The 20,464-nt window shown below is 66.4% G+C and carries 19 protein-coding genes; 8 read left to right on the forward strand and 11 right to left on the reverse strand.

Annotated elements, in window-relative coordinates; all coding sequences use genetic code 11:
* The coding region (locus AB0G15_RS36135) for a tetratricopeptide repeat protein (RefSeq protein ID WP_362848922.1) at positions 1-475 on the forward strand (475 nt) is incomplete at its 5' end.
* A gap of 446 nt (positions 476-921) precedes the next feature.
* Here AB0G15_RS36135 and AB0G15_RS36140 read toward each other — a convergent pair.
* Positions 922-1,596 carry a response regulator gene (locus AB0G15_RS36140; protein ID WP_362848925.1) on the reverse strand — a complete coding sequence of 225 codons (675 nt, stop codon included), beginning with the start codon at positions 1,594-1,596 and terminating at the stop codon, positions 922-924.
* Positions 1,597-2,429: 833 nt separating this feature from the next.
* Here AB0G15_RS36140 and AB0G15_RS36145 point away from each other — a divergent pair.
* Complete coding sequence (locus AB0G15_RS36145) at positions 2,430-3,269, forward strand: methyltransferase domain-containing protein (protein ID WP_362848928.1); 840 nt, start codon at positions 2,430-2,432, stop codon at positions 3,267-3,269.
* A gap of 154 nt (positions 3,270-3,423) precedes the next feature.
* Here AB0G15_RS36145 and AB0G15_RS36150 read toward each other — a convergent pair whose 3' ends face one another.
* Both AB0G15_RS36150 and AB0G15_RS36155 read right to left on the reverse strand, forming a co-directional pair.
* Positions 3,424-3,696 (reverse strand): hypothetical protein, encoded by a 273-nt coding sequence (locus AB0G15_RS36150; protein ID WP_362848930.1) that lies wholly within the window; start codon positions 3,694-3,696, stop codon positions 3,424-3,426.
* A gap of 69 nt (positions 3,697-3,765) precedes the next feature.
* Entirely contained in the window at positions 3,766-4,020 is a 255-nt protein-coding gene (locus AB0G15_RS36155) for a hypothetical protein (protein WP_362848933.1), read from the reverse strand.
* 1,619 nt (positions 4,021-5,639) lie between these two features.
* Between AB0G15_RS36155 and AB0G15_RS36160 the strand changes: the two genes are divergently transcribed.
* Positions 5,640-6,557 carry a MerR family transcriptional regulator gene (locus AB0G15_RS36160; RefSeq protein ID WP_362848935.1) on the forward strand — a complete coding sequence of 306 codons (918 nt, stop codon included), beginning with the start codon at positions 5,640-5,642 and terminating at the stop codon, positions 6,555-6,557.
* Positions 6,558-6,648: 91 nt separating this feature from the next.
* On the opposite strand, the gene katG is transcribed toward AB0G15_RS36160, so the two are convergent.
* Entirely contained in the window at positions 6,649-8,919 is a 2,271-nt protein-coding gene (katG, locus tag AB0G15_RS36165) for a catalase/peroxidase HPI (protein WP_362848938.1), read from the reverse strand.
* Between the two features lie 15 nt (positions 8,920-8,934).
* Entirely contained in the window at positions 8,935-9,366 is a 432-nt protein-coding gene (locus AB0G15_RS36170) for a Fur family transcriptional regulator (protein ID WP_362688719.1), read from the reverse strand.
* Positions 9,367-9,773: 407 nt separating this feature from the next.
* On the opposite strand from AB0G15_RS36170, the gene AB0G15_RS36175 reads away from it, so the two are divergent.
* The 3 genes from AB0G15_RS36175 (at position 9,774) to AB0G15_RS36185 (ending at position 12,322) form a co-directional block, all read left to right on the forward strand.
* Positions 9,774-10,499: a helix-turn-helix transcriptional regulator gene (locus AB0G15_RS36175; RefSeq protein WP_362848941.1), complete on the forward strand. Its 726-nt coding sequence runs from the start codon at positions 9,774-9,776 to the stop codon at positions 10,497-10,499.
* A 69-nt stretch (positions 10,500-10,568) separates the two neighbouring features.
* Complete coding sequence (locus AB0G15_RS36180; RefSeq protein WP_362848944.1) at positions 10,569-11,105, forward strand: hypothetical protein; 537 nt, start codon at positions 10,569-10,571, stop codon at positions 11,103-11,105.
* A 194-nt stretch (positions 11,106-11,299) separates the two neighbouring features.
* A complete protein-coding gene (locus AB0G15_RS36185; RefSeq protein WP_362848946.1) occupies positions 11,300-12,322 on the forward strand; it encodes an RDD family protein in 1,023 nt (340 codons plus the stop codon).
* Positions 12,323-12,918: 596 nt separating this feature from the next.
* Here the strand turns inward: AB0G15_RS36185 and AB0G15_RS36190 are convergent.
* The 4 genes from AB0G15_RS36190 to AB0G15_RS36205 all read right to left on the reverse strand — a co-directional run bounded on the left by AB0G15_RS36190 (position 12,919) and on the right by AB0G15_RS36205 (position 16,349).
* Positions 12,919-13,050, reverse strand: a complete 132-nt coding sequence (locus AB0G15_RS36190; RefSeq protein WP_362688731.1) for a hypothetical protein — start codon at positions 13,048-13,050, stop codon at positions 12,919-12,921.
* 201 nt (positions 13,051-13,251) lie between these two features.
* A complete protein-coding gene (locus tag AB0G15_RS36195) occupies positions 13,252-14,766 on the reverse strand; it encodes an FAD-dependent monooxygenase (RefSeq protein ID WP_362848949.1) in 1,515 nt (504 codons plus the stop codon).
* A gap of 26 nt (positions 14,767-14,792) precedes the next feature.
* Positions 14,793-15,413, reverse strand: a complete 621-nt coding sequence (locus AB0G15_RS36200) for a PadR family transcriptional regulator (protein WP_362848952.1) — start codon at positions 15,411-15,413, stop codon at positions 14,793-14,795.
* Between the two features lie 411 nt (positions 15,414-15,824).
* Entirely contained in the window at positions 15,825-16,349 is a 525-nt protein-coding gene (locus AB0G15_RS36205; protein WP_362848955.1) for a GNAT family N-acetyltransferase, read from the reverse strand.
* A gap of 282 nt (positions 16,350-16,631) precedes the next feature.
* Between AB0G15_RS36205 and AB0G15_RS36210 the strand changes: the two genes are divergently transcribed.
* Both AB0G15_RS36210 and AB0G15_RS36215 read left to right on the forward strand, forming a co-directional pair.
* Entirely contained in the window at positions 16,632-16,958 is a 327-nt protein-coding gene (locus AB0G15_RS36210) for a hypothetical protein (protein WP_362848958.1), read from the forward strand.
* Between the two features lie 69 nt (positions 16,959-17,027).
* The gene (locus AB0G15_RS36215) at positions 17,028-17,405 is read left to right on the forward strand and encodes a hypothetical protein (RefSeq protein WP_362848960.1); all 378 of its coding nucleotides are present in this window, start codon (positions 17,028-17,030) and stop codon (positions 17,403-17,405) included.
* A gap of 195 nt (positions 17,406-17,600) precedes the next feature.
* On the opposite strand, the gene AB0G15_RS36220 is transcribed toward AB0G15_RS36215, so the two are convergent.
* A complete protein-coding gene (locus tag AB0G15_RS36220; RefSeq protein WP_362848963.1) occupies positions 17,601-18,854 on the reverse strand; it encodes a hypothetical protein in 1,254 nt (417 codons plus the stop codon).
* 517 nt (positions 18,855-19,371) lie between these two features.
* Positions 19,372-20,394, reverse strand: a complete 1,023-nt coding sequence (locus AB0G15_RS36225; RefSeq protein ID WP_362848965.1) for a hypothetical protein — start codon at positions 20,392-20,394, stop codon at positions 19,372-19,374.
* Between the last annotated feature and the right edge of the window lie 70 nt (positions 20,395-20,464).

A 20,464-nucleotide genomic window follows, 5' to 3' on the forward strand; every position in this document is an offset into this window, starting at 1 on the left:
GGGAGTTCTGCTGGATGAGCAGGGTGATCCGCAGGGGGCGCAGGAGGCCTACCAACTGGCCATCAACTCCGATCACCCCGACCATGCACCGACGGCAGCGATCAATCTGGGAGTTCTGCTGGATGAGCAGGGTGATCCGCAGGGGGCGCAGGAGGCCTACCAACTGGCCATCAACTCCGATCACCCCGACCATGCACCGACGGCGGCATTCAATCTGGGAGTCTTGCTCAAGCAGCAGGGTGACCCGCAGGGGGCGCAGGAGGCCTACCAAGTGGCCATCAACTCCGACCACCCCGACCAGGCACCGAAGGCGGCATTCAACCTGGGATTCCTGCTGGATGAGCAGGATGACCTGCAAGGGGCGCAGGAGGCCTACCAACTGGCCATCAACTCCGGCCACGATCTCGCAGCACCCTACGCACAACGCGCTCTTGACGGCCTCTCCTCCCAGACAAGAACGCCGCCCGACTCGTAATCTATTAATCTCTCACCTTTGCTCTACCATCGCCGTAGCCACTACAGCCCTACGATCGCCAGACTGTGGTCAGTCGCCATAAGTGGTTAGGGGCGATCGAAGGTCCAGGACTTCGTCCCTCAGCCCTGGCCCAGCGGGCATCAGGGTTGCACTTCGGGTTGCAATACAGGGTCGTTTCAGAACCGTTCAAGACGGACCGCACACGTCCGCTGACCTGCATTGAACTGTCTGGAACAGTGCGAAGCCGATCTCTTAATCCGCAAGTTTTGGATTCCGTCTAAGAAATTGAGCCCTGGTCGCTGGCTGTAAAATCATCCCTACTCATTGCCATTCCAGGCCGACCGGCTAAACTTGTTGCTCCAGGTTGAACCGATCGAACAAGCAAGATCTCGGCTGCCAGTGCGGCCTAGGACCGCTCTCTTGTGCCGTCTTCGGGAGGCGGAGTACTAACCGTCGCTCAAGCGAACCCGTTCCATCACATCGATCACATAGTGAATGAGCTCATCGTATTGAGGCGTGTAACCGAAGATCATTGGGTCGACGCCTAGTCGCGGATCAAAATGATCAGCATGAACGAGGACGGGAAGATTAATTCCCTGTTCTCTGAAATTGTGAAGCATCTTTATGCCGGCTTGCCCGTCTTTACCCCGATGAATATCGCTGATCACTAGGTCGTAGGACGATCGATTCAGCAGGTTTAGAGCTTCGCTCGTGGAGGTTGCTTGATCGACCTTCATATCAAGCTCTCGAAACATTTCAGTGAGGTATTGATTGTTGCTAGGGATGTCGTCTACCCATAGAATCCGGCCACCTTTCAGATAGTTAGCAGCATGCTCCAGCCTGTGCAATACCGCCCTCCTGTTCGCCCTGGTTGTTGCCGAATTTGATTCTTTTTCCCCACTTGCGTTCTCGGCCACCTTATTTAGCAAGCGCTCGACTTCCGTAAGTGTGACCTCCACCCCTAGAGCTCCTATGCTTGTAATACGGGGCACAATCGTTTCCAAAAAAGGCCGCCGTAAAGAGAAGAAGACAACCAGCGCGAAGAGGATCCAGAGCAGAGACGGAACTATGTCGATGAGCTTTCCCCATAATACTTCCGACATCAGATAGCCCTTCGCCACGAGTGGATCATGTAGCGGCAAGCTTAGGCATTGGACGCTCTCGATGGGATGAAACTTCCCGTGACGTTAGGAGAATGTGCTTTGGCGAATACTCCCATTTTAGGATGATTAGCTACTTGTGTCCCGTTGCTACCTAGAGCGCCATATCCTTGAAATCTGATCGTGGGGCGCGTCGCCTTGGGGGTCGCCTGATAGCGGTCGACCTCCCCTCGGGAGTAGCAAAGATGATCATTACGCGATCATGGGGTCGTATTCGGCTAAGGCATGCGCGTTGTGCGGCCAAACTCTGCACGGGTTGCAGTTTGGGTTGCAGTTCACCGCCGTACAACGCCGTTCAGGGTGGACCGTCCATGCCCGTTGGTCCAGGTTGAACCGATCGGGACGGCCGAGATCCAAGCTGCTAATGCGGTTTGGGTTTACCGCCCATCCGGGGTTCAAATCCCCGAGCCTCCGCAGATCAGAGGCCCTCTCCCGAGTCTTGGGAGAGGGCCTTTTTGATCTCTCGGGGTGTCACGGTTGCAGTTCGAGTTGCATTAGGGCGCCGACCCATGATGCGGCGACGCAGAAGACCAAGATCGACTATGCTGCCGCATCCGCTTGCCGGGCCTCGCCGGACAGCAACGCCCTCCACATATCGCCCGCCTGCCGAATCGGCCATCGATGGGTCTCGTGAACTTCCGGACTGCCGACCAGTTGGAGCGTGCGCCGGATGAAGCCCTGCCCTCCGGCCTGGCACAACTCGTACAAGGTGGCCCAGCGCCGGCAGGTCCAGCTGACCGCCCAAAGTCGATCTTGTGCGGTCTTCAGGTTCCTGTGCTTGCAATGCCACGTCAATGACGCGCGACATGAGAGGGCTGACGACGACTGTGACGGCATTCGATGAGAGTGAGCGTCTGATCTGGGCCGGTCAGGCCGGAGCGTATGCCGGTTCTTTCGCCAGGCTCTGCGCTTTTCCCATCGGGTGGCTGCTCGACGCCGCCGAAGTCCGGTCGGGGACGCATGTGCTCGATGTTGGCACCGGTACGGGAGCTGCTGCGGCGGCTGCTTGCGGCCGGGGCGCCAAGGTGACTGCAGTGGACGCCGAACCCAGCATGGTCGAGATGGCGGCGCTGAATATTCCGACGGCTGATGTGCAGGTGGCCGCTCTACCCAGTCTTCCCTTCAGGGATGACGAGTTCGACGCCGTGGTGGCGAACTTCGTCCTCAATCATGTTGGCCAGCCGCTACTGGCGTTGGCCGAGCTGCGTCGCGTGACCCGTCCAGGCGGACGGATCGCTTTGACGATCTGGTCGGTCCCAGCCGGAGCAGGTCAGGCTCTCCTCGGGCGAGCGATCCAGGCAGCCGGTGTGACCCGGCCCGCTCACCTCCCGCCGCTCTCTCTTGAAAACGACTTCCCGCGCACAAAGCAAGGCCTCGCTTCTCTGCTCGATAAAGCCGGGTTCGCCGAGGTCTCCTGCCAGATCCTCAACTGGGATCACCGCACGACGCCCGCGGAGTGGTGGAGCGGTGCGGTTGCCGGAGTCGGATTCACCGGGCACGTCGTGGCCAGTCAGCCTCCTGAGCTCATTGCGGAGATCAAACGGCATTTCGACCTGCTCAGCACCGAGTTCGCCGGTCCAGACGGATCATTGTGGCTTCCCCACGCGGCCCTCCTGGCGTTCGGGAAAGCCTGAAGCAGAGATCGGTTCACCGTCGGCACTGCGGTCTTGGGAGCCGGCGGACCACCGAGCTGTACTGGTACGGACAGGTGGCTTGTGTGTGACCTGCAGGGTGAACGCGTCTGAACGTCCTCGGAGGTCGTTTGGGGACCTACGGATTATTGGGGACCTACGAATTAGAAGGCGAGGCCGCGTACCGCTCGACCCAGGAGCGCAGCTGCTGGAGGATCTCGCGCAGGCGGACGTCATCGGCGAGACCGGGAGGCGCCCATGCTTCCGTCCTGAGCTCGCTCTCGGCGTCGAGTTCGACCCAGAGTTCCTCGAACGAGTCCCTGATGCTCAATTCGCGAGGATCTGCGACCTCTAACAGGCCGCGGAGGTCTTCGGCCAGCTTGGACAGGGGGATCTCGCCCGAGTCGTAGAGATCGAGGCGCACCGCCATTTGGCCGATGAAAGCGCGTTGGTGGTTTTCCATGGCATCATCTTTCCGATCTACCACTGCAGCTCTGGCTCAGATGGACTTCACCCAGGCGCGAGCTTTGCCGACAGGCATCGCAAGTTCGTTTTGGACAAGCTGTACGGCCTCCTCTTCATTACCTCGAACCTTTAGCTGTCGCACGCGCCCGGTTATTTCCATGTCTCTTAACGGGTCTGTGTACTTGAGCACGCGACGTTGCCGAAGGATCTTGACCAGCGTAAATATCCAAAAAATGATGAAGGTGACGAAAAACAAACCAAAGACGAGAGGGATAACTGAATAATCCATTTGGTGATTATAGCGTTTGATCGATCGCGCTCCAGAGTCCCATTGCGGTTCGAGGCCGTTCCGGACGGTTCAGGATGGACCATGCACCTGCCCTGATCTGCATTGAACTGCCCGGAACAGTCCAAGATTGATCTTTTGTCGGTAGGGCCGCGATTCGAGATGCGTGAAGCTCGAGGGGTCGTCTACTGCGACGAGTGTCGCGACAGCCCACGATCACACCCGTCCAGCACCGTCCGAAGGTAGGTCGGGGGCCTCTGATCATGGCTGGGACGGTCTTGATAAGGAAGAGGTTCGTCAAGGAGAGCGTGCTCGTCGCGTGCTCGATGGGACGGGAAACGAGGGGGAACAGCGGGGAATCACGGGGAATGCGATCAGGGTGCTGAGCTGTGTCTTCGCAGATCGAGCAAGATCGATATCCGTCTTTGCAGGCAGGGTGTCAGAAGCCCGAAATGCTCAACGTCGTTGCTGCCACCACGGCCGTTCAGGCGAGGCGTGCGGGTCTGGCGACGTTCGAGCGATGAAGCGTCTGTCGACGGGGAGAACCAAGGCGTACAAGTAGGGCCTGGCCCAGCGCGGCAAGGTGACGAGTGCATGTTCAAGTCGCCGGCGTGGCTCGTCTCCGCAGCACTCGGGACACATACAGGTGGGTGCGATCCGGTCGGCGGTACCGGGGACGACTGCCTGTGTCCAGGCCAGCAGGGCCTCGGCCACCTCACCCGGCCGCATGCGGGTGTGTTCCAGTGTGATCACCGCGGCCATGACACGACGTCCGAGGCCGGGGACACGATGGATCGAGGCTCTGTGGGTTTCGCACACCGATCCTTGTGCGCGGACCGCGGAAGGGCGCCTACGCGGCATGGCCCTTTCTGATCGACGTCATGGCATTCATGATCGCACGCTGAGAAGCCGACTCCTGGATCTGATCAGTGGATCACCGCTCTCACGATCGCATGGTGGCTCCTGGTCTCCGTGCAGTGCCGGCAGACGTATATGCGTCCGCGCGAGGCGTGCCCAGCCGCAGGGACGGCGCGCATCATTGAGGCCACACCACCCATGACGATGAGTTCCTGGTTGCAGTTCTCAGCCGTCGCCCCAGAGAGCGGCCCCCATGCGTGTGCTCGCGTCCTGCGTGAGAGCGTCGGCCACATGGGTGTAGCGCTCGGTCGTGGTCGGAGGAACTTCTCCCACCGGCCCGCATCGCCGGACGACGGCGATCGCTGCGGGCCGATAAGGGATGGAGACCGTCACCCGGCGGACGCCTCCGGTCTACTCGATCGTGGACAGGTCCAGGACGTACATCTTGTCCCCGACCGAATAGGTCATCAGCGCATCGAGCTGGCTTTGGGGAATGGACATGAACCCTTTCGCATCCGTTCCTAGGCCGAGGTCGGCCATACTGCCGGTCTCCACGGCCACGGCCACGAGCAAGGCCGCGGACCGTGCCCGCCGCCGGTGATGACGTGCCTGAACGCCGGCGACACCTCACGCCGGGTGACGTGATCACCGTGCACGGGATGCGGCCATCCGCCAGCACCGCGCATCCACACGGCAAGATCCACGAGGGGTTGCCGGAGCAATCGGCTTGACTCTCTAGCGGCTGGAGGGTTGATGCTGCTGTGGTGAACGACCGCGACGACCTGCTCACCATCGGACAGCTCGCTGACCGCACGGGCCTGCCGGTGCGTACGATCCGCTTCTGGTCTGACATCGGTGTCATCCCGCCGACGTGCCGGTCGGTCGGCGGCTACCGGCTGTACGACGCGGAGGCCGCCGTCCGGCTCGACCTGGTGCGGACGCTACGCGAACTGGGACTGGACCTCGACACCGTCCAGAAGATCCTGACGAGGCAGTGCACGGTGGCCGAGGTCGCGCGGGCCCATGTAGGGGCGCTGGACACCCAGATCCGCTCTCTCCAGCTGCGCCGGGCGGTGCTGCGGTCGATCACCCATCAGGAAAGCACGACCGAGGAGATGATGCTCATGCACAAGTTGGCCCGCCTGTCCGCTCAGGAACGGCAGCGAATGATCGACGACTTCGTCGACCGTATGGTCGACGGTCTGGACCCGCAGGCACCGGGAGCGCACATCGCGACCCGAATGCGCCAACTCCCGGCAGAGCTGCCGGACGACCCCACCTCGGAACAGGCGGAAGCTTGGCTGGAGCTCGCCGAACTCGTGAGTGACACCGGCTTCCAGGAACGCGTACGTCAGATGGCGGTGGCCGGCGCCGCGCCCGGGAACGAATCCGGGCCACCGCCCTACGACTCCAACCTGGTCCTTGAGCACGCAGGAAGAGCCGTTGCCGCCGGCATCGACCCCGAGTCGGCCGAGGGCAGGGCGATCCTGGACCAGATCGTGGATCCGGCACTGCCTGCCGAAGACCGTGGCCGGGTGGCCGACGAGGTGGAGACGTTCACCGATCGCCGGGTGGAGCGGTACTGGCAGCTCATGGGCGTGCTCAACGGCCATGCGCCGTTCCCGCCCGCTGCCCCGGCCTTCGAATGGTTCATCGCCGCGCTGCGCGCATCTCTGAGCTGACCCCGGCGTCACCCCGCTCCCGGGGTCCGACAGAGGACGAGCCCGGCCGAGCGTGATGGCTCGGCCGGGCTCGTCGGGTGGAACGGACGGATCAGGCGAGGTCGAACCGGTCGAGTTCCATGACCTTGGTCCAGGCCGCGACGAAGTCGGCCACGAACCTGTCGGAGGCGTCCTGGCTGGCGTAGACCTCCGCGAGGGCTCGCAGCTGGGAGTTGGAGCCGAAGACGAGGTCGACCGCGGTGGCGGTCCACTTCACCTCATCGGTGTTCACGTCGCGGATCTCGTACACGTGCTCCTCGGACTCCGACGCCTTCCACCGGGTGCCCGGGGAGAGCAGGTTGGCGAAGAAGTCGTTGGTGAGCACGCCGGGCCGGTCGGTGAGGACGCCGTGCCGGGTACCGCCGAAGTTGGCTCCGAGAGAGCGCAGGCCGCCGACGAGGACGGTCATCTGGGGCGGGGTCAGGTTGAGCATGTAGGCACGGTCGACGAGCAGCACCTCCGGCGGGGTCTTCACCCCGGAGGACAGGTAGTTGCGGAACCCGTCGGCGCGGGGCTCGAGGACCTGGAAGGACTCGACGTCGGTCTGCTCCTGCGTGGCGTCGGTGCGGCCCGGGCGGAACGGCACCGTCACCGTCACACCGGCCTCACTCGCGGCCTTCTCGACGGCGGCCGAGCCGGCCAGCACGATCAGGTCGGCGAGCGAGATCTTCGCGCCGCCGGCCTCGTTGAACTCACGCCGGATGCCCTCGAGGGTGTCCAGGACCGTCGCGAGCTGCTCGGGCTGGTTGACCTCCCAGCTCCGCTGCGGCTCCAGGCGGATCCTGGCGCCGTTGGCGCCGCCGCGCTTGTCGGTGGACCGGAAACTCGCGGCGGAGGCCCAGGCGGTGGAGACCAGCTGGGCGGTCGTGAGGCCGGACTCCAGGACCTTGGCCTTCAGGGAGGCGATGTCGGCCTCACCCACCAGCTCGTGCTCGACGGCCGGTACCGGGTCCTGCCACAGCTGGGGTTCGGCGACCCACGGTCCGAGGAAGCGGCTGACCGGACCCATGTCGCGGTGCAGCAGCTTGTACCAGGCCTTGGCGAAGGCCAGCGCGAACTCTTCGGGGTGTTCCAGGAAGCGGCGGGAGATCTTCTCGTACGCCGGGTCGACGCGCAGCGACAGGTCGGTCGTGAGCATCGTCGGCTTGTGCTTCTTCGACGGGTCGTGGGCGTCGGGGATGATCGCCTCGGCGTCCTTCGCGACCCACTGCTTCGCGCCGCCGGGGCTCGTGGTGAGCTCCCACTCGTAGCCGAAGAGGATCTCGAAGAAACGGTTGCTCCACTGGGTCGGCACGTCGGTCCACGTCACCTCGAGACCGCTGGTGATCGCGTCCTTGCCCTTGCCGCTGCCGTAGGTGCTCAGCCAGCCCAGCCCCTGCGACTCCAGCGGCGCGCCCTCGGGCTCCGGTCCCACGTGGTCGTCCGCGATCCCGGCGCCGTGGGTCTTGCCGAACGTGTGGCCGCCGGCGATGAGGGCGACGGTCTCCTCGTCGTTCATCGCCATCCGCCCGAAGGTCTCGCGGATGAAGTACGCCGCCGCGGCCGGGTCCGCGTTGCCGCGGGGACCCTCCGGGTTGACGTAGATGAGACCCATCTCGGTCGCGCCGACGTCCGGCGACATCTCGTTCTCGCTGACGTAGCGCTCGTCGCCGAGCCAGGCGTCCTCCGGGCCCCAGAAGATCTCCTCCGGCTCCCAGATGTCCTCGCGGCCGAAACCGAAGCCGAAGGTCTTGAACCCCATGGACTCCAGGGCGACGTTGCCGGCGAGCACGAGCAGGTCGGCCCACGAGATCTTCTGGCCGTACTTCTGCTTGACCGGCCACAGCAGCCGGCGGGCCTTGTCGAGGTTGGCGTTGTCGGGCCAGCTGTTGAGCGGGGCGAAACGCTGGGAGCCGTCGCCGGCCCCGCCGCGGCCGTCGTGAATGCGGTAGGTGCCCGCGGCGTGCCAGCTCATCCGGATCATCAGGCCGCCGTAGTGGCCGAAGTCGGCCGGCCACCAGTCCTGCGAGGTGGTGAGCACCTCGATGATGTCCTGCTTGAGAGCCTCGACGTCGAGCTTCTCGAGCTCCTTGGCGTAGCTGAAGTCCTCTGCCAGCGGGTTGCTCTTGGAGGAGTGCGCGCGCAGTACCGAGAGGTCGAGCTGGTTGGGCCACCAGTCCCGGTTCGTGTGCGGGCGACCGCCGGTCTTCGGAGTCGGCGAGTCGATGGCCGGGTTCTCGCTCTCGCTACCGTGCGCGGTCACGGAGTCGTGCGCGATCGGACAGCCGCCTGCCTCACCCCCGCTCTTCGTGTCGGTGACGATCGCGTCGTGGTTCTCGGTCATGGAAATCCTTCCGGATCAGCTGGCGGTGGAACAGTTGAGGCACACGCCCCAGTAAATGATCTCGGCCTCGTCGATCGCGAAGCCGTGATCGTTGGACGCGGTCAGGCAGGGCGCCTCACCGATCGCACAGTCGACGTCGGCGACGACACCGCACGATCGGCACACGATGTGGTGGTGATTGTCGCCGACCCGCCCCTCGAACAGGGCGGGACTGCCCGGCGGTTCTATACGGCGGACGAGCCCCGCGGTGGTGAGCGCGTGGAGGCCTTCGTACACGGCTTGCAGGGAGACCTGGCCGATACGGTCACGCACTCCCGAGGTGAGTGCCTCGACACCGAGATGGTCACCGTTTCGGACGGTTTCGAGCAGCGCGACACGGGCCGCCGTCACCCGTAGGCCGGCACCTCGCAGCTCCTCGGCGGTGGTCGGGGGCTGGGATGCGGTCATGGCTCCAATATATCCCCACAAACATGAGCAATTTAAGATATTTACTGATTCAACTCTTGGCGGTTCCCCCTCGCTGTTCAGGAGCACATGCGAGTACGCGTTCATGATCAGATCGATCCGGCGGTGACCCGGCGTCGTCACGGCCCGAGGAGGGGCACCGGAGGCGAGGAGGGAGGCCGGGCACCGGAGGCGAGGAGGAACGAGGCACAGGCATGGCGCGGGTCGTGAGGCCTCGGGCCGGTCGAGCCCAGCTCCGTTCCGGGGGGCACCGGTTCCGGGTGATCGGCCGGGTGACAGTGACCTTGGACGGGGATGGGGATGGGGACGGGATGATTCAGCGAATCGCAACGGCCGGAATCTGCCAGTAGGGTCCGCGTGAGGGGTGGCACGGCCGGTGAAGGAGGCGTGTGGACGAGAGCGCGTCGTTGGCCCAGCTCGCCCATCGGCTGGAAGAGGTGGTCGGCGAGCTACGCGGCATCCCCGTCGACGTCGAGCGGCTGGAGGACAGCGAGCTCGTCCGGCACCAGATCGCGCAGGCCACCCGCTCGGCGGGCGAGCTGCGCGCCATGCATCCGGTGGGCTCGCCGGAGAAGGGCCGCCAGGAGCAGAAGAGCAGGCGCAGTGTGCTCGACGCCCTGCGGCGCGGCATGACGATGCGCACGATCGTTCACGCGAGCGTGTTGGACGATCCCCGTAAGGCGGCCCGGGTCAGGGAACTGCATGCCGTCGGCAACTTACACCGGGTCGTCGACGAGCCGATCCAGCAGGTGCTCGTCTTCGATCGCACGGTGGCGTTCGTCCGGATCACCCCCGTGGCTTATTCGCCGGGCGCCCTGGTGATCAGGCAGCAGAGTCTGATCACCACCCTCATCGACCTGTTCGAACAGACCTGGGCCAGGGCCAGGGAGGCCACCGAGCCGATGCACCGGCTGACCCCGCGCGAGCGCGAGGTGCTCGCCCTGCTCGCCGAAGGGCGCTCCAACAGCGCTGTCGCCCGCGCGTTGTCGATCACGGAGGCGGCCGTCGGCAAGCACGTGGCCAGCGTGTTCGTCAAGCTCGAGCTACCCGTGACCCAGGACGACAACCGGCGGGTGCTGGCGGTGCTCGCATATCTGCGCGGAGCGGCACGGTAGTGCCAGGCGGACTTCGTCCTCGCCCTAGCCCCCGTGTGGACGGAATCCGGCACGCATTTCAATGAGGTCATGCAACGAATGACTGGATTACTGGTCGGCGCGGTCTTCGGCACGGTCTTCGTCGTCGTCAACGCGCAAAGCCCGCTGAACACCGTGACCGTGAACCTCCTGCGGGTGGCCGCCTGTCTGGGGGCCGTGAGTGTCATCGCCATGTGGTTCGCCACAGCCCGGAAGGAACGGCCTGCCGCAGGCCCGCAACGGAACATGTTCGGCCGTGGCTACCTGATCGTCGTCGTCGCCGAGGCGATCCTGCTCTTCGGCGGACTCCGGATGTTCGCCGCCTGGGGACGTCCGGAGCAGATCAACGTGGCCTGGGTGGCGTTCGTGGTCGGTGTGCACTTCATCGCGCTGGCGCCTGTCTGGAAGGACCGGGGCATCGCCGTACCCGGTGTGGTTCTCGCCCTGCTCGGCGCCGCCGGTCTTGTCATGGCGTCGACGGCCGCCGTCGCCTGGGTACCGTTCGTCAGCGGTGTGCTGTCCGGGATAGTGCTGCTGACCGGCACCGCCGCCTTCGGCTGGCGCGCCATGACAGCTCGGACGGCCTGACCGGGCCACTGCCGTGGCCAACGCGCTGGAGACCGGATCCCCGCCGAGGAGTCCCGGCGGCGTGGCACCCGTCGCACGCTCTTTCCCGAGGATGGGTTCCACCGGTCGAAACACCTTTCCACCGATCCAGGTCGGTCATCGGCACATGCTGCCCCAAGATCGCTAAGGTGTGCCCAGTCTGCGAAAGGACCACCTTGTCGAACTCCCCCCGGCTGTCGGGACCGGCCTTGCCGGCCTGGATGGTGGCCGCGGCCGTCGCCGCCTTCCCGACCTGGGAGGAGTGGCACTTTCGGCTTCACTCCGGTCCGGCCGAGACGTACTCCTGCATGAGCTTTGGGGTGTGGGAGACATCGCCCCTGGACCCCCTGCGAGGCGATCTCGACGGGATCATGCAGAACGTGGAGGCGTGGGCCGTCCCCGCGCTGCTGGTTCTGGGCGGATTTCTCGCCTGCCTGGGCCGCGGGAATCCCCGGAGCGTGGGCCGGCGAACGGCGGGCGTTCTCGTTCTGATCGCGGTCATCGAACCGGCCACCCCCCTCTACGCCTCGGCGGAGGCGTGCGGCGGCCCGATCCCCATCCTCGGTGCCGAATGGTTCGCCACGGTGATGAGCGGCTGGGGAAGCACCCAGCTCTGCCTCCTGGGCGCCGCCGCGCTCGTCCTGCTCGTCACCCGGATGATGAGCGGTGCCACCTCGGAACAGCCGGAGGCCACCTCGCCGGCCGACGTGACCTGGCGCCGGCCGGTGGCGCTGCTGGTCGATTACGCGATCGTCATCGTGGTCCTCACCTTCGTCGTCCAACCCGTCCTGGTGCTGACCGGCATCGACGAGTTCCTCCCCTCCATCCACCTGGGCTACGGGCTCTTGAACGAGGCGGGGCTCTCGCTGGACGACGCAGATCCCGAACCGTTGTTCGTCCTGTTCATTGTGTTTCTGTACTTCTGGGCGCAACACAGCCTGTGGGGGCAGACACCAGGCAAGCGCCTGCTGCGCATCCGCCTCGTCACCACGCGGACGACAGTACGGCCGGCGCCGGGAAGGACGGCTCTTCGCACGCTGATCTTCCCGCTTCTGGTCTTCGTGCCGTTCGCCGGGCCCGTCTTTCTCATCGTGGACGGGGTGTGGGCGCTTCTGGACCCCGAAGGCCGGGCGCTTCACGACCGATGGACGAACACCGACGTCATGCGGACGGTTTCGAAGGTCCAAGCCCAGACGTAGCGGAACCGGCAGCCGGCCTCCAGCAGGGCGCTTCACCTTGGCCCCGGGCCCACCCCGCTCACCTTGACCCCGGGCCCACCCCGCTTCCCCGCGGGCAGGGCGACGGCAGACTGAATGGCGGGCAGGGCGACGGCAGACTGAATGAGCGGTCGTTGCGGGCCGCAAGGATTGGCGATCACCTCCGTACCCGGCGACAGGGAGATCTTCAGCGAGATCCGGAGACTCCGCACGAGCGGCGGATCCGTCGAGCAGCGGAACTCAAGATCGTGATCACCGTGCCACCGGTCTCGGCGGCAGAGACGTGCCCCTGGTCTCGGCGGCAGAGAATTCGCCGTGATTACTCGTGATCGGCCCGGAGCCAGGTTCGGTGTCCCCCCACGAGCCAGACGGTTGAAGCCTCGGGGTGGGGGCGAAGTTCGGGTTGTGGCACCGCCTTCCCGTTGGAGTGTGCGCCGGATGGAGCCTTGCCCTTCGGCCTTGCCCTTCGGCCTTGCCCTTCGGCCTTGCCCTTCGGCCTTGCCCTTCGGCCTGGCACAGAGGGCTCTGCGGAGACTCCGGCCTTCCCCACCTTGTCGGGCCGGCCGCTCTTCATCGTTTCAGCGCCCTCGGCTTCGACGGTCATGCTTGAGAGCCAGCCTGACGGCTCCGTAGATGATGAAGAACAGAATCAGGCCGACGATCAGCCAGAAGACCGCCAGCGCGAGCCAGCCCGTCATCCCCATGTACATTCGCCGCCCTCTTTTCAATTGATTTGCACGCCTTCGCAGGCTATGCCATGAGATCGGTCTCATGATCGCCTGAGGGCGGCTGATTTCCGTACGGGGTCGGAAGCGGTCGACGGTCCGGTGCCTCGTTGCCCGGCATCGGCCCACCGAAGATCGGGATACCGCAGGTGACACTGGTCGACCGAGGGGTTCGTGCCTGCGTCCCTACGTGACGGTGGGGCCGGAATCCGTCTGCTCGGCCGTGCCGTGCGAGAAGTGCGCCGGGACACCGAACCAGGTGGCCCGGGCGGCGGCGAGGGTGCCGGCGGGTTGCGGGTCGGTGGTGGTGGAGATCCAGGCGGTGTGTCCGTCGGGGCGGAGCAGCAGCTCTTCGAGCTCGGGGTGCTCGGGGCAGCGGACGTGATAGCTGTCCACCGCGCCGTTCGCGCCGTCCGCGCCGGTCGGCAGGACGCGATCGCCGAATCGGAGAAACACCGGACGTGCGGGCCGGAGCAGTTCGGCGACGCTGGTGCGCCTTTCGCCCATGGCCAGCTTCAGGTTCGGCGCGAGCCTGCCCAGCCACGGGTGCTCGCCGGGGATCTTGGGGTCGTACCGGGTGCTCACCCCGGTGGCCAGTTCGGCGAGGTAGGTGCCGACCTGCGGCAGGCCGGCGAGTTCGCCGAACAGCTCCCGGACCGGATCGAGTTCCGGGAGGCGTCGCCCCAGGATCGCCTGCGCGCGGGTGGTCCGCAGCACGCGCGCCCCGACCTCGTGCCGCTCCCGGTGGTAGCTGTCCAGCAGGCTGTCCGGCGCGTGGCCGAGCACGGTGGCGGCGAGTTTCCAGCCGAGGTTGACGGCGTCCGCCAACGCCACGTTCACCCCCACCGCCCCCGCCGGCGGGTGGATGTGCGCGGCGTCCCCGGCCAGCACGACCCGTCCCGCGACATAGCGGTCCGCCTGCCTGGCCGAGTCGGAGAACCTGGTGAGCCAGCGCGGGTCGCGAAGCTCCACCGTGCGGCCGAGCACCTCGTTCAGCACCTGCTGGAAGTAGGCCGGCCGCACCGGCTCGTCGCGATCGGCGGGCGGGGCCGGCTCGTCGAGCACGATTCGCACGTAGCCGGGCCTCGGGATGACGAACACCGTGCCGTGCTCGCCGTCGGTCATCCCGAAGGGCAGGTCGGTAGGGTCGACCGGCTCCACGTCGGCGAGCAGGCCGAACGTGGTGGCCGCGGTGCCGGGGAAGCCGATTCCGGCGAGCTTGCGCACGACGCTGCGGCTGCCGTCGCAGCCGGCGAGGTAGCCGACCCGCTGCCGATGGTGCCGGCCACCGGCCCGGACGGTCACCTCGACCCCGTCCCCGTCCTGAGCGAGATCGGTCACCTCGTGCCCCCAGGACACCGTCACCCCCACCTCGGCCAGCCACTGCTCCAGGAGTTCCTCGACCCGGGTCTGCGCGATGCCGAGCGTGTACGGGTGATCGGTGTCCATGGCGGTCAGGTCCAGCGGACGGCTCGGATCGGCGAACATGCCGTAGGGCACGACCGGGCCCTCCGCCAGGAAGCGGCCGGCGATGCCGCGCCGGTCCAGCAGCTCCAGGCTGCGGGCGTTGAGAGTGAAGCCGCGGCAGAACGGCGATCGTCGCGGCAGCCGGTCCACCACCGTCACCTCGACCCCGGCCAGTGCGAGCTCCGCCGCCAGCATCAACCCGGCCGGTCCCGCCCCGGCCACCATGACCTTCATCGAACCTCCTCGCGTCGGCGTTTCCCTCATCGGGTCTCACCGCTGGTGCGGACCCAGCCGGTCACGGGTTCCGGCCAGGCCAACCGGCCGGTCTCGATATCGGCGGTGATCTCCTCGAGCCAGCCCAGTTCGGCCTCCAGCATCCGTACCGCGTACTCGGCCTCCACCACGAACAGGCGCGGCACCTCTCCGGCCTCCAACACCTCGCGGTGCCCCTGCCGGACCTCCTCCAGCGACGCGCGCACCCGGCCGGTCCGCTCCCGCAACGCCGCCACGGCGCCGTCCGGCCCGAGCGCGCCGAGGTAGCTGACCGCCGACAGGAACTTCGGATACTCGTCGGCCGGGACGCGGATCAGCTCGTCCACCCAGCGCACGAACTCCACCCGTCCCAGCGCGGTGTGCTGGTAGACGGTGCGCTCCGGCCGGGCGCCGACCCGGACCGTCTCCCGAGTCTCGATCCACCCGGCGCGTTCCAGCGCTCGGACCACGTCGTACAGGGAGCCGGTCGTCACCTTGAACACCCGGTCCATGCCACGTTCTCGCAGCGTGGCGGCCATGGCGTGGGGGTGCGCCGGCGACTCCATCAACAACCCCAGCACCGCCAGCCCCAGCGAGTTGGACACCGCACGCCGAGCAGTCGTACTCAATTGATCGCCTCCTATCAGTCGGATCCGAGTATTTGGCGCAGACTGCTGTCCTGTCAATAGGGATATCGGCCCCGGGGAGGACGTCTGACGGAGAGGCGCCTGCCGGCGGTCACGCCACCTCTGACGCCGGCAGCGGTACGGCCGGTCGGTCATCGAGGTGTCATGACGGCCGGTACGCCGGGACGGCCGAGGTGGAGGCGGCGGGTGAAGCGGGCCGGTCACGGCGCGTCGGCACTGTTCGCCGGCACTGTTCGCCGGCACTGTTCGTCGGCACTGTTCATCGGCCGGAACAGCGTGGGGAGGGGGCGCGCTCCCGCCGAGCCGTGACCGAGGTCTGCCGCGGTCGGGCGATCGCCGGTTCAGGGTTCGTTTCTCACCCCGAACCGGCGGAGCACGGGCCCGTCCGTGGCGTCATTCCTGCGGCCTCCCGGTCAGGACGAACTCGTACTCGACCTGGTCGATCAGGTTGCCGTCACCGAAGTCGTGCCCACGGGCCGCGCCCGACTCGGTGAAGCCGCTCTTGGCGTAGAAGCGGCGTGACTGGGACGTGTCGCGCAGCGTCCACAGGTGTACCCGGCCGAAGCCGTTCTCGCGCAGCCTACGCAGGGTGGCGGTCATCAGGGCGCCCGCGCTGCCGGTGCCCCAGCTGTCCGGAGGGCCGTAGAAGCCGAAGATCTCGGCCGCTCCCGGCCGCGTCGGGGAGGAACCGAAATAGGAGAAGTTCAGCGGACGCCCGTCCAGTGCGGCGAGCAGGACGGTGTCCTGCCCCTTGGCGAGCACGTCGTGCCACTTCCCGCGCCGGTGTCTCACCGCCTCGGCGCAGAACTCCGGGGCGAAGAAGCCCGCGTAGGCCGCCTTCCAGGACTCCGCGTGGATCTCGCCCAGCGCATCCCCATGGTCGACGGAAGCCTGGAAGATCGCGAAGTTCTTGGTCACAGGATCACACTATGGGGAGCGGGGGAACATCGGCCGGGCAGGTCGCCGCCGAACCCGGTCCGCGGCGAACCGGCCTGTACGCCCTCGGAGATCGCATGCCCGTCAGAAGAGGGACCAGGAGAGATTCACCGGGAACGGCGGGCGCCCGTTTCCAGGCGGGCCGGTATTCGGCCTCGTCAGAGACCTCCCAAGCCGACGGCGTGGATTTCCTCCTGTCGCGCCCCGACTCCAATCGCTGCCGATCTTGACGCTGCACTACGACGATGTCAGCATCCGGTCATTATGGCTATCGACTCCCCGAACCCGAACGAGCGAAATTACCGGCCTCTGGCCTTCATCCTCATCCTGTTCAGCTCGATCCTCATGGTCACGCCGATCCACATGGTGATCGGAATAAGTGATTCCGGGATACGGCAACTGTTTGCTCCGGCGTTCGTTCCGGCACTGGCCCTGGTCGGGTTACCCGCGCTTGGAGCTCTCGTCGGAGCATTCCTGAGGTTTCAGGGACCTGGTGGCAGATTCTTCAGGATCATGTTGGGAATCTTCATCGCCGGCGTGATCCTGGTGGCGCTGTTCGCTTGCTGGCTCTTCTACGTCGTATTCGACTGATTTGCCCCGGATCCTCGGCCCGTCGATGGTGTCAGGGGCGCGATCCGGGTCGTGACAGGGGAGAGGCGCATGAAAACACTGTTGTCCTACCCGGACAGGCGATTTCGGCTGTGGGCTTACGTGCCGACACACTCGAACCTCCTGATTCGGAGCGGCAAGGAAACATCGGGAACCACCCGGATCGATATCGCATTCAACGGTGTGTCGGTGGTCAACCTACCTGTGCTCATGGAAGGGCTGACCATTGAGCGACCTGATCCCCGGTCAGCACGGACGATGGATGTGGCGGGTGGACTCGACGGATTTTCCGCCCGCCGTCTTCTGATCGTTCGAGGGGTGGGGTACGAAGGGCACATCGTCGCCCTCAAGTTCGAGACGGACGAGAGCGACAAGCGATTTCCGGAACGCGATAAATGGGGAATCGCTTCTCCGGACGGCTGGCTTTGACGGCTCGATGAACTTCTGTGGTCCTCGGTCGTTCCATCGTGCCGGGTGGTGCACCGTCCGACCGGCGGGAGCGTTCGGGCACGCTGCCCCGGTGAGCCTTTCCGGTCACGGCATCGGGGGCGTGGTCGTCGCGGAACGCGGGACGGCGCGCGCCCCGGGGGCGGGGCGCGCGCCGTCGTGCGTCGAGAGTAGACGTCAGGAGATGGTCAGCGAGCCGTCCGGGTTACGGGCGCACGTGACGACCGTGCGGGGTGCGGCGGTGAGGGCGCCGGTCAGGCACTGGCCGAGGACGACGTGGCCCGCGGCGTTGGGGTGCCACGCTTCCTGACAGGTCTGGAAGTAGGTGCCACAGGTGTTCGCCGCCTTCTGGACACGGATCTTGTCCCAGCCGGACAGGCTGGTGACGAAGTTGCCGTTCGGCGACTCCTGTATCCGGACCGGTGTGGCGAGCGCGTTCTCCGGGCTGCCGGGGTTCTCGCAGAGCCGGGCTCCGTCGAAGGCCTTCTGGACGTCCAGGACGCGCAGGTTGGCCGCCGGACGCTCGGCCGCCAGCGTGTTGTAGGCGTTCCTGACGAGGTTGCCGAGGTTCTGGGAGAACACGTGCCCGGGGGCGAGGCTCGCGCGATGGATCGGGCAGCCGGCGGCGTACCGCTCGGCGCCGAGGTCGCGGAACTTGTCGCGGGTGTCGGTGCGGTTGTCCTCGTCCCGGTACTGCGGGGCCACGTCGAGCGGCAGCGGGTTGGTGTAGTTCTGCAGGACCACCTGGTGGACGCCGTCGGCGTCGACCTGGGCGAGGGTGTCGAGGATCTGGCGCAGGGCGGCGGTGGTCTCGGTGGTGGCGGCGGCCACCTCGGCGTCGGAGGCCAGGTCCGAGACGGTGCAGGGCTCCTGCGGCACGTCGCCGCCCAGGTAGGCCCAGAACTCCCACCAACCCGTCCAGGCGTCGGCGATGAAGCGGTTGGCGCACAACGTGGCCACGTCGCCGAAGGTGAACTGGCTGTTGTTGGAGCCGAGGCCGATGAGGACGACGTCGATGTCGTGGGTCTGGGCGACGGCGCGCAGCTGGTCGAGCTGCGAGGCGACGGAGCGGCCGTTGGGGCGGGCGCTGGAGGCGTTCGCGATGTCGGCGGGCCGGCCGCCGGAGCACGCGAGGTTGAAGCGGTCCTGAATGCCGGGGAACGACGCCTTGAAGAACGAGGCGTTCGCCGACCGGTGGCAGAAGTAGGCGTTGCTGTTCGCCGCCGACCAGCCGGGGAAGCCCTGTGCCGTTCCGGAGGTGTCGACGACGGGTTGGTAGTCTCCCGCGCCCTCCCCGCTGACGAAACTGTCGCCGAGAGCGACGGCGGCGGTGGGCAGAGCCGCCTGCGCCGCTCCGCCCTGGATGACCTGGACGCCGACCGCGCCCACCAGGAGCGCGACCATCGCGGCCGCACGCCGGAGAACCCTCACAACTGCCCCATTTCCCACTAAATGACCATGGAACAACGACTGCCTAGATCACAACATGTTGCGTCAGTGGCGTCAAGATTTCTATGAGGCCGACTCGTGTTTTCTTGGAAGATCACGTATCGCCTTGATTCCAATCGCACGCTTGCTTGTTCGGAGGGCGTCCGGCGGCCGGGTGGGCCGGCCAGGTGTGGGCGCGCGGGCCTGCACGTGCGGGCATCCTGCCGGCCGGTGGCGTCCTTGCCGGGAGCGCCGGGGGCGCCGGTCGGGCCAATGGGCATTTGTCGCCACGATTCGTGTATATGGCTTATGAGTGCCATGCCGGATAGTGCGGCTTACGTGAAGAACCCCTGCAGCTCCGAAGGACGGACGATGGCCGGCCGGGCTCCGGGCCTTCGGGTCTCCGCGATTCGAAGACCCTCTCCCGGAAACCCAAGGAACCGGGGAACCCCGGAACCGGGGAACCAGGGGGAACCCGGAAGCCTTCGTTCCAGAGGTCACACGAGCTTCGTTCCAGAGGTCACACGAGGCCACGGCGGCTGGCCTGGGCGCCCGCCTGGAAGCGGGTCTCGGCGTTCAGCTCGTCCAGGAGGTGGCGCAGGCGGCGGCGGAGGCTGCGCGGGCTGGTGCCGAGCTGGCGGGCGATGGCGTCGTCCTTGAGACCGGCCGAGAGCAGCGCCAGGAGCCGACGATCGTCCGGGTCGAGCTCCGCCCACCCCTGTTCGTCGCCCCGGACGGGTTCGCCGGCCGGCTCCGGAGCGCCGTCGCGGGACGCGGGCTGCGGGTAGATCGGAAGCGCCTCCTGCCACAGGCGCTCGAACAGCTCGACCAGGGCCACCACCATGGTGGTCCCCCTGATCAGCACGCCGCGCGTCAGCGGCAGGTCCATGTGCAGCGGCACGACCGCCTGCCGCCGGTCGACGAGCGCCATCTTGAACGGCAGCTCGGGCAGGACCCGCGCCTCCTCGCCCGCCTTGACCAGGCTGCCCACCTCGTCGAGCGCCCCCGCGTGGTCGAACGCCTCGGGCACGTAGATGGTCCGGTAGCGGACGCCCTTGCGGAGCAGGCCGGTCTGCACCGGGTTGTGATAGTCCAGCACGTACGGAGGCCGGTCGAAGGTCAGCACCTCCTCCTTGGCCTCCTGCTGCAGCCGGACGTACGACCTGGCCTGGTCCTCGGGCCCCGCCAGGACCTCGAACTGGCCGCCCTCCTCCAGGTCCTGGCCGGCGGTGCGGAAGGTCTCCTCCAGCTGGTCGGCCGTGTCGGTGAGCCGGTCCAGGTTGCTCTGCATGCCGCGTACCAGCGAGCGGATGGCGGTCCCCGGGTTCGTCGCCGTCCAGCGGGGCGACCGTCCCCACAGGCGGCTGACCAGGCCCTTGGCGCGGAGCCTGGTCAGTGACGTCTGGATGCGCCCCGAACTCTCCCCGCTTCTCATGACGAGTTCCTGCACCGTGATGCCGGGGCAGGCCAGCACCTCACGGTAGATCCGCTCGTCGAATGCGCTGATACCCACGATCGCCAGTGCCGGACCGTCATCAAGCATGCCTACGAGCTTGGCCACTTTCGGCAGTTGCCGCAATAGGCCACACGAACCACCTTGTCACCAAAATTCG

It is taken from the genome of Streptosporangium sp. NPDC023825 (genome assembly GCF_040639575.1).
In the GTDB taxonomy this organism is placed as follows: domain Bacteria; phylum Actinomycetota; class Actinomycetes; order Streptosporangiales; family Streptosporangiaceae; genus Streptosporangium.